The sequence below is a fragment of the Ruegeria lacuscaerulensis genome, from assembly GCF_013031245.1.
Lineage (GTDB): Bacteria > Pseudomonadota > Alphaproteobacteria > Rhodobacterales > Rhodobacteraceae > Ruegeria > Ruegeria lacuscaerulensis_C.
This window is the reverse complement of sequence record NZ_WPZL01000004.1, coordinates 297,076-310,633: the sequence shown is the minus strand read 5'-3', so window position 1 is coordinate 310,633 and position 13,558 is coordinate 297,076. Positions and strand designations below refer to the sequence as shown.

Annotated in this window: 18 protein-coding genes; 4 read left to right on the top strand and 14 right to left on the bottom strand. The window is 58.6% G+C overall.

Features of this window, described 5'->3' with window-relative positions:
* Positions 1-4: 4 nt before the first annotated feature.
* The 4 genes from nusA to pip form a co-directional block, all read right to left on the bottom strand.
* Positions 5-1,618: a transcription termination factor NusA gene (gene nusA, locus GOX66_RS07995; protein ID WP_170761361.1), complete on the bottom strand. Its 1,614-nt coding sequence runs from the start codon at positions 1,616-1,618 to the stop codon at positions 5-7.
* Positions 1,618-2,208 carry a ribosome maturation factor RimP gene (gene rimP, locus GOX66_RS07990; RefSeq protein WP_170334691.1) on the bottom strand — a complete coding sequence of 197 codons (591 nt, stop codon included), beginning with the start codon at positions 2,206-2,208 and terminating at the stop codon, positions 1,618-1,620. The genes nusA and rimP overlap by 1 nt, the downstream gene beginning before the upstream one ends.
* Before the next feature lie 159 nt (positions 2,209-2,367).
* Positions 2,368-3,189, bottom strand: a complete 822-nt coding sequence (locus GOX66_RS07985) for an ABC transporter substrate-binding protein (protein WP_170761359.1) — start codon at positions 3,187-3,189, stop codon at positions 2,368-2,370.
* Complete coding sequence (gene pip / locus GOX66_RS07980) at positions 3,186-4,163, bottom strand: prolyl aminopeptidase (protein ID WP_170761357.1); 978 nt, start codon at positions 4,161-4,163, stop codon at positions 3,186-3,188. The genes GOX66_RS07985 and pip overlap by 4 nt, the downstream gene beginning before the upstream one ends.
* Positions 4,164-4,211: 48 nt before the next feature.
* Between pip and ubiG the strand changes: the two genes are divergently transcribed.
* Positions 4,212-4,958, top strand: a complete 747-nt coding sequence (gene ubiG / locus GOX66_RS07975; protein ID WP_170761355.1) for a bifunctional 2-polyprenyl-6-hydroxyphenol methylase/3-demethylubiquinol 3-O-methyltransferase UbiG — start codon at positions 4,212-4,214, stop codon at positions 4,956-4,958.
* 2 nt (positions 4,959-4,960) lie between these two features.
* On the opposite strand, the gene GOX66_RS07970 is transcribed toward ubiG, so the two are convergent.
* From GOX66_RS07970 to GOX66_RS07955, 4 genes are read right to left on the bottom strand one after another with little or no spacing between them, the layout of a single operon-like run.
* Complete coding sequence (locus GOX66_RS07970; protein WP_170761353.1) at positions 4,961-5,401, bottom strand: MarR family winged helix-turn-helix transcriptional regulator; 441 nt, start codon at positions 5,399-5,401, stop codon at positions 4,961-4,963.
* 14 nt (positions 5,402-5,415) lie between these two features.
* Positions 5,416-6,246: a carbon-nitrogen hydrolase family protein gene (locus tag GOX66_RS07965; RefSeq protein WP_170761351.1), complete on the bottom strand. Its 831-nt coding sequence runs from the start codon at positions 6,244-6,246 to the stop codon at positions 5,416-5,418.
* Positions 6,246-6,503, bottom strand: coding sequence for a glutaredoxin 3 (gene grxC / locus GOX66_RS07960; RefSeq protein WP_170761350.1), 258 nt, complete (start codon positions 6,501-6,503; stop codon positions 6,246-6,248). Before grxC ends, GOX66_RS07965 begins: the two co-directional genes overlap by 1 nt.
* Before the next feature lie 37 nt (positions 6,504-6,540).
* Complete coding sequence (locus GOX66_RS07955; protein ID WP_170761454.1) at positions 6,541-7,269, bottom strand: ComF family protein; 729 nt, start codon at positions 7,267-7,269, stop codon at positions 6,541-6,543.
* Between the two features lie 16 nt (positions 7,270-7,285).
* Here GOX66_RS07955 and GOX66_RS07950 point away from each other — a divergent pair, with 16 nt between their 5' ends.
* Positions 7,286-8,116 (top strand): methyltransferase domain-containing protein, encoded by an 831-nt coding sequence (locus GOX66_RS07950; protein WP_170761347.1) that lies wholly within the window; start codon positions 7,286-7,288, stop codon positions 8,114-8,116.
* 58 nt (positions 8,117-8,174) lie between these two features.
* Positions 8,175-9,224: a ferrochelatase gene (gene hemH, locus GOX66_RS07945; RefSeq protein ID WP_170761345.1), complete on the top strand. Its 1,050-nt coding sequence runs from the start codon at positions 8,175-8,177 to the stop codon at positions 9,222-9,224.
* Positions 9,225-9,299: 75 nt separating this feature from the next.
* On the opposite strand, the gene GOX66_RS07940 is transcribed toward hemH, so the two are convergent.
* Both GOX66_RS07940 and GOX66_RS07935 read right to left on the bottom strand, forming a co-directional pair.
* Positions 9,300-9,482, bottom strand: coding sequence for a hypothetical protein (locus GOX66_RS07940; protein ID WP_170761344.1), 183 nt, complete (start codon positions 9,480-9,482; stop codon positions 9,300-9,302).
* A 139-nt stretch (positions 9,483-9,621) separates the two neighbouring features.
* On the bottom strand, positions 9,622-10,221 hold the full coding sequence (locus tag GOX66_RS07935; protein WP_170761342.1) for a L,D-transpeptidase: 600 nt from the start codon (positions 10,219-10,221) through the stop codon (positions 9,622-9,624).
* A 169-nt stretch (positions 10,222-10,390) separates the two neighbouring features.
* Between GOX66_RS07935 and dalA the strand changes: the two genes are divergently transcribed.
* A complete protein-coding gene (dalA, locus tag GOX66_RS07930) occupies positions 10,391-10,906 on the top strand; it encodes a divisome-associated lipoprotein DalA (RefSeq protein WP_170761340.1) in 516 nt (171 codons plus the stop codon).
* Positions 10,907-10,982: 76 nt separating this feature from the next.
* On the opposite strand, the gene GOX66_RS07925 is transcribed toward dalA, so the two are convergent.
* From GOX66_RS07925 to GOX66_RS07910, 4 genes are all read right to left on the bottom strand, one after another.
* Complete coding sequence (locus GOX66_RS07925; protein WP_170761339.1) at positions 10,983-11,447, bottom strand: PTS sugar transporter subunit IIA; 465 nt, start codon at positions 11,445-11,447, stop codon at positions 10,983-10,985.
* A 60-nt stretch (positions 11,448-11,507) separates the two neighbouring features.
* The gene (hpf, locus tag GOX66_RS07920) at positions 11,508-12,071 is read right to left on the bottom strand and encodes a ribosome hibernation-promoting factor, HPF/YfiA family (protein WP_170761337.1); all 564 of its coding nucleotides are present in this window, start codon (positions 12,069-12,071) and stop codon (positions 11,508-11,510) included.
* A 252-nt stretch (positions 12,072-12,323) separates the two neighbouring features.
* Entirely contained in the window at positions 12,324-13,082 is a 759-nt protein-coding gene (lptB, locus tag GOX66_RS07915; protein ID WP_170761334.1) for an LPS export ABC transporter ATP-binding protein, read from the bottom strand.
* On the bottom strand, positions 13,082-13,546 hold the full coding sequence (locus tag GOX66_RS07910; RefSeq protein WP_174822692.1) for an LptA/OstA family protein: 465 nt from the start codon (positions 13,544-13,546) through the stop codon (positions 13,082-13,084). Before GOX66_RS07910 ends, lptB begins: the two co-directional genes overlap by 1 nt.
* Positions 13,547-13,558: the final 12 nt, after the last annotated feature.

Sequence of the window (13,558 nt, the reverse complement as noted above, 5' to 3'; positions counted from 1 at the left end):
GAGATCAGGCCTCGGCCTCCTCGTCTACTGCTTCGCCTTCTTCTTCGGCTTGTTCCAACTCGGCCGGATCGACCCAGCCCAACATGATACGCGCGGTCATGACCAGATCCTGCGCCTCTTCCAGAGTAACACCGAAGGGCTCAAGCACACCGTCATCCTTGATACGCTCACCATCGACCGTGGTCCAGCCGCCAGCCAGTTCCCAGTCGGCACAGGTGGCAAAGTCCTCAAGCGTTTTCACGTCGTCCTTTGTCAGCGCCTCTACCATCTGGGGCGTCAGGCCTTCGAATTCAATAAGGCTGTCCTCGGCGCCCAGCGCACGGGCGCTGTCCAGCGCCGCCTTGGCCTGTGCTTCCAGGAATTCGCGGGCGCGGGTCTGCAACTCCTGCGCGGTACCTTCATCGACGCCGTCGATCACCAACAGTTCGTCGATTTCCACATAGGCCACCTCTTCGAGGTTGGTGAAGCCTTCGGACACCAGAAGCTGAGCAAAGAATTCGTCCAGATCCAGGCTGTCCATGAACAGTTTGGTACGGGCTTCGAATTCCTTCTGACGACGCGCCGATTCTTCGGCTTCGGTCATGATGTCGATGTCCAGATTGGTCAATTGGCTGGCCAGACGTACGTTCTGACCGCGGCGACCGATGGCGAGGCTCAGCTGTTCTTCTGGCACTACAACTTCGATCTTGCCGGCTTCTTCGTCCAGAACCACTTTGGAAACCTCGGCGGGTTGCAACGCGTTCACCAAGAAGGTCGGTTGATCTTCGTTCCACGGGATGATGTCGATCTTTTCACCCTGCAATTCGTTCACAACGGCTTGCACGCGGCTGCCGCGCATACCAACACAGGCGCCAACAGGGTCGATCGAACCGTCATAGGAAATAACGGCGATTTTGGCGCGTGAACCGGGATCACGGGCCACGGCCTTAACCTCAATAATGCCGTCATAGATTTCAGGCACTTCCATCTTGAACAGCTCAGCCATGAATTCCGGCGCGGTGCGCGACAGGAAGATCTGGTGGCCACGGACCTCGCGGCGGACCTCTTTGATATACGCCCGCACGCGGTCATTCGGGCGATAGCTTTCGCGGCCGATCTTGTCGTTGCGGCGCAGAACGGCCTCGGCACCGCCCAGATCGACGATGACATTGCCAAATTCTTCGCGCTTGACGGCACCGTTGATGATGGTGCCTGCACGATCCTTGAATTCTTCGTACTGACGATCACGCTCGGCTTCGCGGACCTTTTGCAGAATGACCTGCTTGGCGGACTGCGCAGCGATACGGCCCATCTCGACCGGCGGAACCTCTTCTACGAAGACGTCACCAACCTCGGGCGATTCCATATATTGCTTGGCCTGTTCGACGGTCATCTCGGCCTGGTAGTTCTCCAACTCTTCATCCTCGACCACGGTGCGGACGCGAGTGAAGGTCGCCTTGCCGGTCTTGCGGTCAATGCTGACGCGGATGTCCATCTCGGCGCCGTAGCGGCTCTTGGCGGCGCGGGCGAGCGATTCTTCCATCGCTTCGACGACCAGACCGGGGTCGATCATCTTTTCGCGGGCCACGGCCTCGGCGGTCTGCAGCAGCTCCAGCTGGTTGGCTGAGGTGATTGCCATCAGTTCGTCTCCTCTTCGGACCCTTCGGTCTCAATCTCGTCGAAAGCGTTTTCGTTCAGGGCACCGGCGTCCTTGCGCTGGCGCAGCATTTCCTTGATCAGGTCATCGGTCAGGACAAGCTTGGCGTCGCTCAGCCAGTCGAATTGCAGACCGATGGTAATCGTCTCAGCCCCCTCGGGGATGTTGATCAGAACCTCATCCCCTTCGATCCCGGCCAGTTCACCCTTAAAGCGGCGGCGGCCGTCGATCAGCTCGGCGGTCTCGATCTTGGCCTCATACCCTTCGAACGTCTCAAAGTCCTTGAGACGGGTCAGAGGGCGGTCGATGCCGGGGCTGGACACTTCCAGCGTGTAGGCATCAAGGATCGGGTCCTCGACATCCAGCGTGGCGCTGACCGCGTTCGAAATCTCGGCGCAATCGTCCACTTCGATACCGCCGTCGGGCTTGTCAGCCATGATCTGCAGCGTGGTCTGTTTGCCGCTCATCAGGCGGATGCGGACCAGTTCATACCCCAGATCTTCAATCACGGGGGTGATGATCTCGGCCAGTCGCCGGTCGATGGCTGCTTTGGCTATCAGGTCGTTTGTCATCTGGTGCTCTACCCTTCGAACGGGCACAAAAAAACGGGCGCGCGGCCCGTCGAATTTTCCGGTGGAGCCTTGGACCAGAAGTCCAACGCGCCGCTGTTGAAACTGCATATACGCAGGGTTTCCCGAAACTGCAACCCCCGGCAGGATTCGTGAACGGAATTACGCCAGCCACCACCGTTCGGCGATGCGGCCATCGTCCAAAGCGCGGGCTGCTCCGATGTGGCGCGGCATACCCACATGCGACGCCATGGCCAGCGTCATGTCCGACTCGCTGGGATGATAGCGCACGCCCCGCCGGCCCTTCAGGCCGTCGGCAGCCGGTAAGGCTGCGACGTCCACATAACCGTCCCGCAGGGCTTCGGCCCGCACGCTCGCGTCGGGGATGACGATGATTTCCACCGCATCAGCCCAGCCTGCGGACCCGGCCTTATAATGTCCGACTACTTTGCGCCCAAGGAAATGGCGACCGTCTTCGGCCCGCTCCACACGATAGCACCCAGTGCCGTTCGCCGCTTGCAACGGCGTGACGCCCTGCCCGTCTCGGGTAATGACAAACTGGTTGTCGGCCAGAAGAAACGGCAGACCCGGGTTGGCCTCGGCCAGCTCCAAACGCACTTGATTGATGGTCAACGCCTCGGCCCGGCCAACTTCGTTCAATACCGCGAGCACATCCTGAACGGTCAGAGCGGCACCATCGTGGAACAGAACGTCCGCGCGCAGATCGAATCGCCAGACTCGCGCCTCTGCATCAGTCTGCCAACTGGTGGCCAGTTCTCCGCGCAACGTGCCGTCGGGCGCAATCTCGGTCAATGTGTCGAATACCGCGCCGCGTGCCACCTGTTCAAGACTATCATCTCGCGGAACCGCCAGACGCAGCGTTCCACCCGATTTCGGTGTATCCGCCAGCGAAGCCCCGGTCGCTGTCAGCAAAGCAGCGGCGGCACCCGAAGCAAACAGAGCACGGCGGTCGATCCGGGTCATGCCACACCCTCCGCCACGCGATCCATGACGCGCACCAGTTCGGCGCTGATTCCAGGTTCGGACAGGGCGTGGCCCGCCTGACGGACCATCTTCAGCTCTACATTCGGCCAGCGCTCTGCCAGGTTCCACGCCGCCTGAGGCGGGCAGATCATGTCATAGCGTCCCTGCACAATGTGCCCAGGGATATGGGCAATTCTATCCATCCGATCCAGAATCTGTCCGTCTTTCTCAAGGAAAGCGCCATTCATGAAATAGTGGTTTTCAAGCCGTGCAAAAGCGCGTGCATATTCGCCGGGGCTTTCCCCTGTCGCGCCCTGCGAATGGATCGAAGCCAGCGCGTTTTCCCACGCCGACCAAGCCCGCGCGTAGAGAATCTCTGTGGCGCGGTCACCCGAAAACAGGCGCTTGTTGTACGCACCGATCGTGTCGGACAACTCAGCTTTGGACAGCAATGAGGTAAACTTCGCCCATTGCTCGGGCCAGAACTTTCCCGCACCGCCGCCATAGAACCAGTCCAGCTCGGCTTTCGTCGCCAGAAACACCCCGCGCAGAACCAGCCGGTTCACCCGGTCCGGGTGTGTTTGCGCATAGATCAGCGCCAGAGTCGCCCCCCAACTACCGCCGAACACCGTCCAGTCGTCGATATCCAACAGGGTACGCAGCCGTTCGATATCGGCCACCAGATGCCAGGTCGTGTTGTCGATGACCGAGGCATGAGGTCGCGACCGGCCACAGCCGCGCTGATCGAACAGAATCACCCGGTAAACACTCGGATCGAAATAGCGTCGCATCGCCGGGCTGCATCCGCCACCCGGCCCGCCATGTAGAATCACAACCGGTATCCCATTGGGATTGCCGCATTGTTCCATATATATGCGGTGGCCTTCGCCCATATCCACCATGCGCTGATCGAACGGGTCGATCGGCGGGTACAGATATTGAACTGCGCGCTTTTGGTCCGGGTACTTGTCCATTATGGCCCTATATAGTCCTTACACGTAAAAGAGCACACGGAGACAGGAATGCAAGCGCATCCGAACACGGTGGACCCGTCCGAGATCGCAAAATTTGAAGCGATGGCCGCGGAATGGTGGGATCCGCATGGGAAATTCAAGCCTTTGCACATGCTCAATCCCTGCCGCCTGGATTATATCACTGGGCAAATCGCAGGCGAATTTGACCGTGATTTGAAAGCCCCGAATCCGTTCGAGGGCCTGCGTTTGCTGGATATCGGCTGCGGCGGCGGCTTGCTGAGCGAACCCATGGCCCGACTTGGGGCCGAAGTTGTTGGTGCGGACGCCGCCGAGGGTAACCTGCCCGTCGCGCGCATTCACGCCGAACAATCCGGACTGGAAATCGACTACCGCCACACCACAGCAGAAGCGATGGCAGCCGCAGGCGAACAGTTTGACGTGGTCCTGAACATGGAAGTGGTCGAACACGTGGCCGATCCAGCAGAGTTCCTGACCGCATCGCAGCAGTTATTGAAACCGGGTGGTTTGCTGATTTGTTCGACCATCAACCGCAACCCGAAATCCTATGCGATGGCCATATTCGGGGCCGAGGTCATCATGCGCTGGCTGCCGCGCGGCACCCATGAATGGAACAAGTTCATCACCCCAGACGAGTTGTTCGATCTACTGCGTCAGGCTGGCCTGGACCCGGTTGACCGCAAGGGGTTTGTGTTCAACCCGATTCTCTGGAACTGGTCGATCTCGGACCGGGACCTGAGCGTGAACTACGTCACAGCCAGTGTGAAACCAGGCTGACGCTAGTCGTCTTCCAATTGGATGCGCAGATCGCGCAGCACCGGCAACGTGCTGCGCACGCGTTCCAGGCCCAGTTCTCCGACCACACGGTTGATCAGAGGCGCAATCGAGGAAATCGCCTGATCACGCGCCCGCCGCCCTGCGGGGCTGATAGCGACCATCTTGCGGCGGGCGTCGTCCCAGTCGGGGCGAATATGGATGTACCCGGCCCATTCCAGCTTGGCCAACGTGTTGGTCATCGCCCCCCGGGTGACGTGAAACGTATTGGCCAGCTGCGCCGGGCTGCGTTCGTCGCCGACAAAGACCAGATGGTTCAGCACCGAGAAATGCGAGATCTCCATGCCCTTGGGCAGCACCCGGCTCAACCGGTTGCGCAATAGTTGATCTGCGGTCAGGATCTCGCTGAACAGCGCGACCGCCAGGGCATTGGTTTCGTCAGTCATGGTCCGGTTCTGGATCAGGGCCCATCAAAGGAACGAGCGTGAGTCAGCGAGGGCACACGGCGGCGCGCCTCTGTCACAGAACTATCATCCAAATCGAAAAAGTGAATGCCCGGATCGATCCCTGCGTCGATGACGACCTCGCCCCACGGGGCCACAACCATGCTGTGACCGTAAGTATAGCGTGTTTTTCCACGGGTTTTCGGATGTTCACCTGTTTGCGCAGGCGCAAGCACCCAACAGCCGTTTTCAATAGCCCGCGCACGCAATAGCGATTCCCAGTGCGCCGCCCCTGTCACCGGTGAAAACGCCGCCGGTACGGTGAGAATTTGCGCGCCCGCCTGCGCCAAAGCCGCATAGAGGTGGGGAAACCGAATATCGTAACATACGGTCAGACCAACCTTGCCGAAATCGGTCTCGGCAATCACAGCCTGGTCTCCCGGTCGGTAATTCTTGGATTCGCGGAAAGTCTCCGATTCGGAGACCTGCACATCGAACATGTGGATCTTGTCATACCGCGCCACGATCTGCCCTTTCGGGCCGATCATGAAGGACCGGTTGGCAAATCGACCATCTGCATCATGGGTCTTGATCGCCAGCGAGCCGATCAGCAACCACACGCCAAGGGATTTGGCCTGCACTTGCAGCCCCGCCAGCGTGTTATCATCTTCTTCGTGCTGCAAAACTTCGCGCTGCCGCGTCGTGCTGGTGGACACGCAATTCGTCACTTCAGGCGTCAGGATGAACCGTGCGCCCTGATTAGCCGCCTCGGCCATCATGGCGCGCACCATGTCCAGATTTTCGGCCGGATCGTCCGACGAGGTGATTTGCAGCAGCGCGGTTTTCATCAGGCCGCCAGCAATGGATCCAGCTTACCCTGACGCTCGAGGTCATAGAGGTCGTCACAACCGCCTACATGCGTGGTGCCGATGAAAATCTGCGGCACGGTACGTTTACCGCCCGCGCGCTGGATCATTTCAGGCTTGCGTTTGGGATGCATTAGTACGTCGACTTCCTTGAATTCGACGCCTTTCTGATTCAGCAGGCGTTTGGCCGCGTGGCAAAAACCGCAGAGCGGCGAGGTATAGATTTCAACCGGTTTCATATTCCGTACCTTAGAGTTTCGCGCAATCTTGGGCGAATTAGGCATCCTTGGCAACGCGCGCTAGGGTCAACACGAAAATATGATTTGCGCCGGATGCAAGGCAGACACGCGCGCAGGCTGCCAGTGTTGCGCCCGAGGTCATGACGTCATCGACCAACAGAACATCGCGGCCCTGCATTCTGCGCCTTCGCCTGGGATGGGCAGTAATCGCGTTTTCCAACGTCTCTGTACGTTCCGCCGCGGTCTTGCCGTCCAGAACCGGCGTCCGCACCCGTCGGACCAGAAGGTCCGGGCACACGTCCAGCCCGGTCCGGCGCCCCAATTGCTGCGCCAGCAATGCCGACTGATTATAACGGCGTTTAAGCAGCCGTGACCAATGCAGCGGCACTGGTGCAATCAGCATGTCATCCCGAAACAGCTCTCTCCCCGCTTGCGCCATCCAACGGGCCGCCGGGCGGGCCAGTTCCGGCCTGTCTCCATGTTTCAGCGCCAGAATCAGCGACCGAGCCTTGCCGCTATACAAAAGTGCCGCACGACCGTCCTGCCACGGGCGCGGAGATGCCATGCAGTCATCGCACTCGATCCGGTGGCCATCCGCCAACCCCGGAAGGGGAACGCCGCAGCTTTCGCACACGACCCCGCCAATAAAGGGTGTCTCGCGCCAGCAGGGGCCGCACAGACCGAAGTCCGCCTCGGTCAATTCACCACATCCCAGACAACGCGGCGGGTAGATCAGTTCGACAGCGGTTTGAATCCGCTGCCACATGCGATAGTTGCGCCCTATGAAACCGCCCGAGTCCACCGCACCCTCTCTGTTTGACCGCCCGGCCCTTGCCCTGCACCGCACCCGCGCACGGGACGAGGCCCTGTTCCTGCACCGCGCCGCCGTGGACGAGGTTCAGGATCGGCTCTCCATGGTTAACAAAACCTTTACGGCACCAGCGATTGTGACACCCTTCGCGCAGATCTGGCGCGATGCGTTGCCAGAAGCTGAGATCACTGCTGATGATGAGGTATTGGCCCTGAACCCTGGCGCGCATGATCTGGTGATTCATGCGATGGGTTTGCATTGGGCCAATGATCCTGTCGGGCAATTGATCCAGTGCCACCGTGCTCTACACCCTGACGGGTTGTTGCTGGTGGTGTGCCTGGGCGGCGAAACCTTACACGAGTTGCGCGCGGCACTCGGACAGGCCGAAATCGAAGTGACCGGAGGCCTCAGCCCCCGCATCGCTCCGATGGCCGAACTGCGCGACCTGGGCGGGCTGCTGCAGCGGGCAGGGCTGGCCCTGCCCGTGGCGGACACAGCGCGATTGACGGTGGAATACCGCGACCTGACCCACCTGATGCACGATCTGCGCGCAATGGGGGAAACAAACAATCTGTCGGGACGTGTGAAGCACCTGACCCGGCGAAGGGTGTTTGAACGGGCGCAAGAGGTCTATTCAGACCATTTTTCAACCCCTCAAGGACGGCTGGCGGCAACGTTCGAACTGATCTGCCTGACCGGCTGGTCGCCCGACGACAGCCAGCAGAAGCCCTTGCGGCCCGGATCAGCGCAAGCACGGCTTGCCGACGCGCTGGGCACGAAAGAAGGCAAACTGTCCAATTGACGGGCGGACATTTCCGGTTATCTCACCCCGGAACAGAGAAATCTCAGGAAGCTCAAAAATGTTTGACGCCACTCGCCCCGATCATGCCCCCGCTGACCACCCCAAGGTCAAGATGGGCCGCGTCGGCATCCTGCTGGCCAATCTCGGTACGCCGGACGATTACAGTTATTGGCCCATGCGCAGATACCTGAACGAGTTTCTGTCGGATCAGCGTGTGATCGACTATCCCAAGTGGAAGTGGCAGCCGATCCTGCAGGGTATCATCCTGACCAAGCGCCCCTTCAGCTCGGGCGAGGCCTACAAGTCGATCTGGAACCACGACAAGGGCGAAAGCCCGCTGATGACGATCACCAAAGACCAGACCGACAAGCTGCGCGACGCGATGCAGACGCGCTATGGCGATCAGGTGATGGTCGAGTTCTGCATGCGCTACGGCAACCCATCGACCAAATCCAAGGTGCGTGAGATGGTGGCAGCAGGATGCGATCGCATTCTGTTTTTTCCGCTCTACCCGCAATACGCGGGCGCAACGACAGCCACGGCAAACGACCAGTTCTTTCGCGCCCTGATGGAAGAAGCCTGGCAACCCGCCACCCGTACCGTGCCCGCCTATTTCGACGAACCGGCCTATATCGATGCGCTGGCGGGCTCGGTTGAGCGGGCTTATACCGCGATGGAATCGAAACCGGACATTCTGGTCTGTTCCTACCACGGTATGCCAGAGCGGTATTTGCAGCAGGGCGATCCCTATCATTGCCAATGCGCAAAAACGAGCCGATTGCTGAAGGAACGGCTGGGCTGGTCCGACGACCAGTTGGCGTCGACTTTCCAGTCGCGATTCGGGCCTGAGGAATGGCTGAAACCCTATACCGTCGATCACGTGGCCGAACTGGCGCGTCAGGGAAAGAAGAACATCGCCGTCATCGCACCGGCGTTTTCAGCCGATTGCATAGAAACGCTGGAAGAGATCAATGAAGAGATCAGGGAAAGCTTTGAGGACGCCGGAGGCGAAACCTTCACCTACATTCCTTGCCTGAACGACGATGATTCGCATATCGCCGCACTGGGCAAGGTAATCGAAGACAATTTGAAGGGCTGGCTGGACTGACCGGCTCCCTCAGGCAGGCATGAAAAAAGGCGGTGGAGAGATCCACCGCCTTTTCTCTAGATTTCGCTCGTCAAATTAGCTTGCTGCAACAGCTGCGGCAACGACGACCAGCAGGATCAGCGGCAGGATGATGCCTTGCGACGTACCTTGAGTTTCCTCAACAACAACCGGCGCCTCAACAATCGGCTCTTCCAGGTTGCCAGCATAAGCGGTCGAAGCAGCAGCAGTCAGTGCAGCGGCGAGAACGAGTTTCTTCATATTAACCTCCAGAATTTGCACGGTTCCAAATAGCGAAACCGCACACCCAAGACTTACCTCGTGTTTTTTTCTAATCAGCTATCCGGCTGGAATGCAATTGCAACTTGCGCCGCAAGCGGGTTCGTGCGCGAAAATGTCGTCAAATTAGCAACACTTGCGTGCCAACCTGCGCCATTGAGAACAGCTCGGCGATATCGTCATTGAACAGGCCAATACATCCATTAGACGATCTGCGTCCGATTTTGCGCGTATCATGCGTTCCGTGAATACGATAGTATTTCCAGCCTAGATATAAAGCGTGCGTTCCCAATGGGTTATCGGGACCCGGCGGGATATAATCTGGCCATTCCGGGTTTCTTTTCTTCATCGACGGCGTCGGCGACCAGCTGGGTCCTTCGACTTTGCGGATCACGCTGGTGCGACCACGTCGGGTGAGTTCCTCGGTCAAGGGCACGGAGGACGGGTAAAGTTTGTATACGCGCTGATCCTCGGACCAGTAATGCAGCGCGCGCGAGACAGTATCGACAAGAATGGCCCCGTTATTCGTGTTGGAAAAATACGGTTGCCAGTCCAACGCGCGAAATCCCGAGATGTTGCGACGTACCTGCGGTTCCGGCTCGGGCGCGGGACGCAACGGGTCGCCGGGAATGTACTGGGCAATCGCGGGTGACGCCAGCAGGGCCGACGCTCCGGCCAGAAATCCACGGCGGGTAGAGGGGCGAATGTGTTTTTTGACCATGTTGGGTGGTCCTTTGCTAAGGCCAGTCTGAAAATCTGCCACATTCTATTGCCAGAATGCTTCAGTCGCAAATCAAACCGGCAGAATCACGCAGAGCAGAGTCAATGTACGTTTGCTCAGGGCCGTTTGTCGCGCTATGCCGTAGGTCAACACAATTATCAGGTCGATCATGACGCGTTTTCTTTCCTTACTGTTTGCCTGCTTTATCGGGCTGGCCGCATGCACACCCAGCAGCACCCCAACTTACGGGGTGGATGGCCAACCATTGCCTACGGTCTACAAAATCCGGGGCAATCCCGAAAAGCTTCAGTTCCGCATGCTCGATTCGGTCAACGCGCTGCGTCAGGCGCAAGGGCTACAGCCGGTTCAGCTGAACGCGCAGTTGAACGCAGCTGCGGCGACGCACTCAAAGGATATGGCTCGGCAAAATCGCCCCTGGCATTTCGGGTCGGACGGATCGTCGCCCCTGGATCGTGCTCAGCGCGTCGGGTATTTTGGAACCTTCCTGGGTGAAGCGATTTCTGAAACTTACGAGACCGAAACCGAAACACTGGCCGCATGGATGCAGGAACCAGGTCCCCGAGCGGTGATTCTGGATCCAAAGGCAACTCAGATGGGGTTTGCCTGGCATCAGGAAGGCGGCGGCAAAATCTGGTGGACGCTCGAAATGGGCGCCGGTGGCTGAACACGCCGAATATCTGAATGACAAAGCCCCCGAAACTCGGGGGCTTTTTTGTTGCCGTAGTTGATGTCAGGTCGGTTCAGGCCGCCTGCATTGATTGGGCTTCTGTCAGAATCGCATAGAGTTTGACCGGATCGGGATTGGCCCGAAGTTTGGTGCAAACCGCTGTGTCGCGCAGAGTACGGGACACCAGCGCCAACGCCTTCAGATGATCCACCCCGGCCTCTTCGGGGGCAAACAGAGCAAAGGCAATATCGACGGGCTGCCGGTCAACCGAAGCGAAATCAATCGGTTTTTCCAGCATCAGGAACACACCCGAGACAGACTCAAGCTCGGACATACGTGCATGTGGCAACGCAACGCCGTGACCGACGCCAGTTGGCCCCAGGCTTTCACGCTCCAACAACCCGTCAACAACGACCTGAGCATCAAGTCCGAGAGTCGCTTCTGCGACATCGGCAATTTCCTGAAACAGCCGCTTCTTGCTGGAAGCCGCAGACAGTACTCGCACTGCTTCGGGCTTCAGTATGCTCGAAAGCTCCATGTTCACGCTCCATGGCGAGGCCCCCGCTTACGCAGGGGCGTGCCTTGCTATTCTTGCCTGTTACGGATCGATCCAGCCGATATTGCCGTCATCCCGGCGATATACGACGTTCAATCCGTCCTTGTTTTCATTCCGGAACACCAGCACCGGGGCGCCAGCCAGTTCCATCTGCATAACGGCTTCACCGACACTCAGCGATGGGATCTTGGTTTCCATCTCAGCCACAATCATCGGTTGCAGAGAGTCGGGTTCATCAGCCGACTCAAACCCGTCAGAGGCGAGGATATAGGACGATGCCCCAAAGAGTTCAACAGGTTCAGAACGATCCTTGTGGTGGTCTTTTAGCCGCCGTTTATACCGGCGAAGCTGTGTCTCCATCTTATCGCAGCATCCCTCAAACGCCGCATAGATCTCGGTTGCGTGAGCCTTGGCCTGCGCGGTCAGACCAGTGGAAAGATGCACTGTAGTTTCGCATACATATTCATGCGCTGAACGGGAAAAGACGACATTGGCATCAGTCGGACGCTGGGCATATTTACCCACGACTTCGCCTAGTTCGGTTTGCACGTGAGTCTGAAGCGCTGCACCGATGTCGATCTGTTTTCCGCTGATTTGGTAACGCATGTGATCTCCTTCACAATTCACACCCATTCTGACGTCACGTTACATGACGCACTTCTTTTTATCGGGTGGGGGATATCGACATATCCTGCGGTAGCCGCATCGTTTGCCCTTCGGAGAAGGGGCATCGTGATCCAGACGGGAACCGAGGAAATGCCATGTGCCAATTGAGGCAAGAGACGGCGGAAGAGTCAATCAAAACAGGAGTGTATATACGTGATTTCCGCCATGCACCCGGCGCATTTCTGCCCAACCCTATGAAATCCGGAAATTTTCGCCCAGATAGACGCGGCGCACGTTTTCATTTTCGACAACTTCGTCCGGGGTGCCGGACATCAGAACCTGACCGTCATGCAGGATGTAGGCGCGGTCCACAATCTCCAGCGTTTCCCGCACGTTATGGTCCGTGATCAACACGCCGATCCCACGTTTTTTCAGATCCGCAACAAGATGACGGATATCGCCCACGCTGATCGGGTCGACACCTGCAAATGGTTCATCCAGCAACAGATATTTCGGATCAGCCGCCAAACAGCGTGCAATCTCGACCCGGCGTCGCTCGCCACCAGAAAGGGCAAGCGCAGGCGCGCGGCGCAGGTGTTCGATCGAGAAATCCGACAGCAATTCCTCCAGCCGTTCCTTGCGGCGATGCGCATGGCTGACGGTGATGTCCAAAACCGAGGCGATGTTGTCTTCGACGCTCATACCGCGGAAAATCGACATCTCCTGCGGCAGATAACCGATCCCAAGCCGCGCGCGGCGATACATCGGCAAGGTCGTGACCGTCTGCCCGTCAATCGTGACGGTGCCCGCCTCGGGAAAAACCAGCCCGGCCACGGAATAGAAGGTCGTGGTTTTGCCCGATCCGTTCGGTCCCAGCAACGCCACGACTTCGGACCGGTCCAGGGTCATGGACACATCCCGGATCACGGTCTTTTTGCGGTAGGATTTCCGCAGCTTTTCGATCCTGAGACCAGAATTGCCCTCAGCCACGGTCAGACTTGGCCGCGCCATCAGTTGCCTCCCGGTTGCAGGATGGTTTTGACATTGCCGGTCATCGTCGCCGTGCCAGCCGTCAGGTCAGCGTTCATCTGATCGCCGCTGATTGTGCTGGGCCCCTGAGTCAGAAGCACGTTGCCTTTCATGACGATCTCACCCGAGTCGATGGTGTATTCCGCCCAGTCGCCCTCGGCCGCATCGGGAGGGCTGACGAGGACCACATCCTCGGTCGCTTCCATGCGTTCAATTCCCGAACGCTCTTCATTGTAGATGACCAGCACGCGTTCTGCCGTTAGACGCATTTCACCCTGGATGACAATAACATCACCAAGAAATTCGGCCGACCCGTCTTCCTGATTCACGTTGAGCTTTTCCGACGTAACCTCGACCGGCAGGCTCGGATCGGCTTTCACAGCACCGAACGCAACCTGTGCCTCTTGCGCCTCCTGTGCCGAAACAGAGAAAGCACTGGTTACCAGAGCACAGCAAAC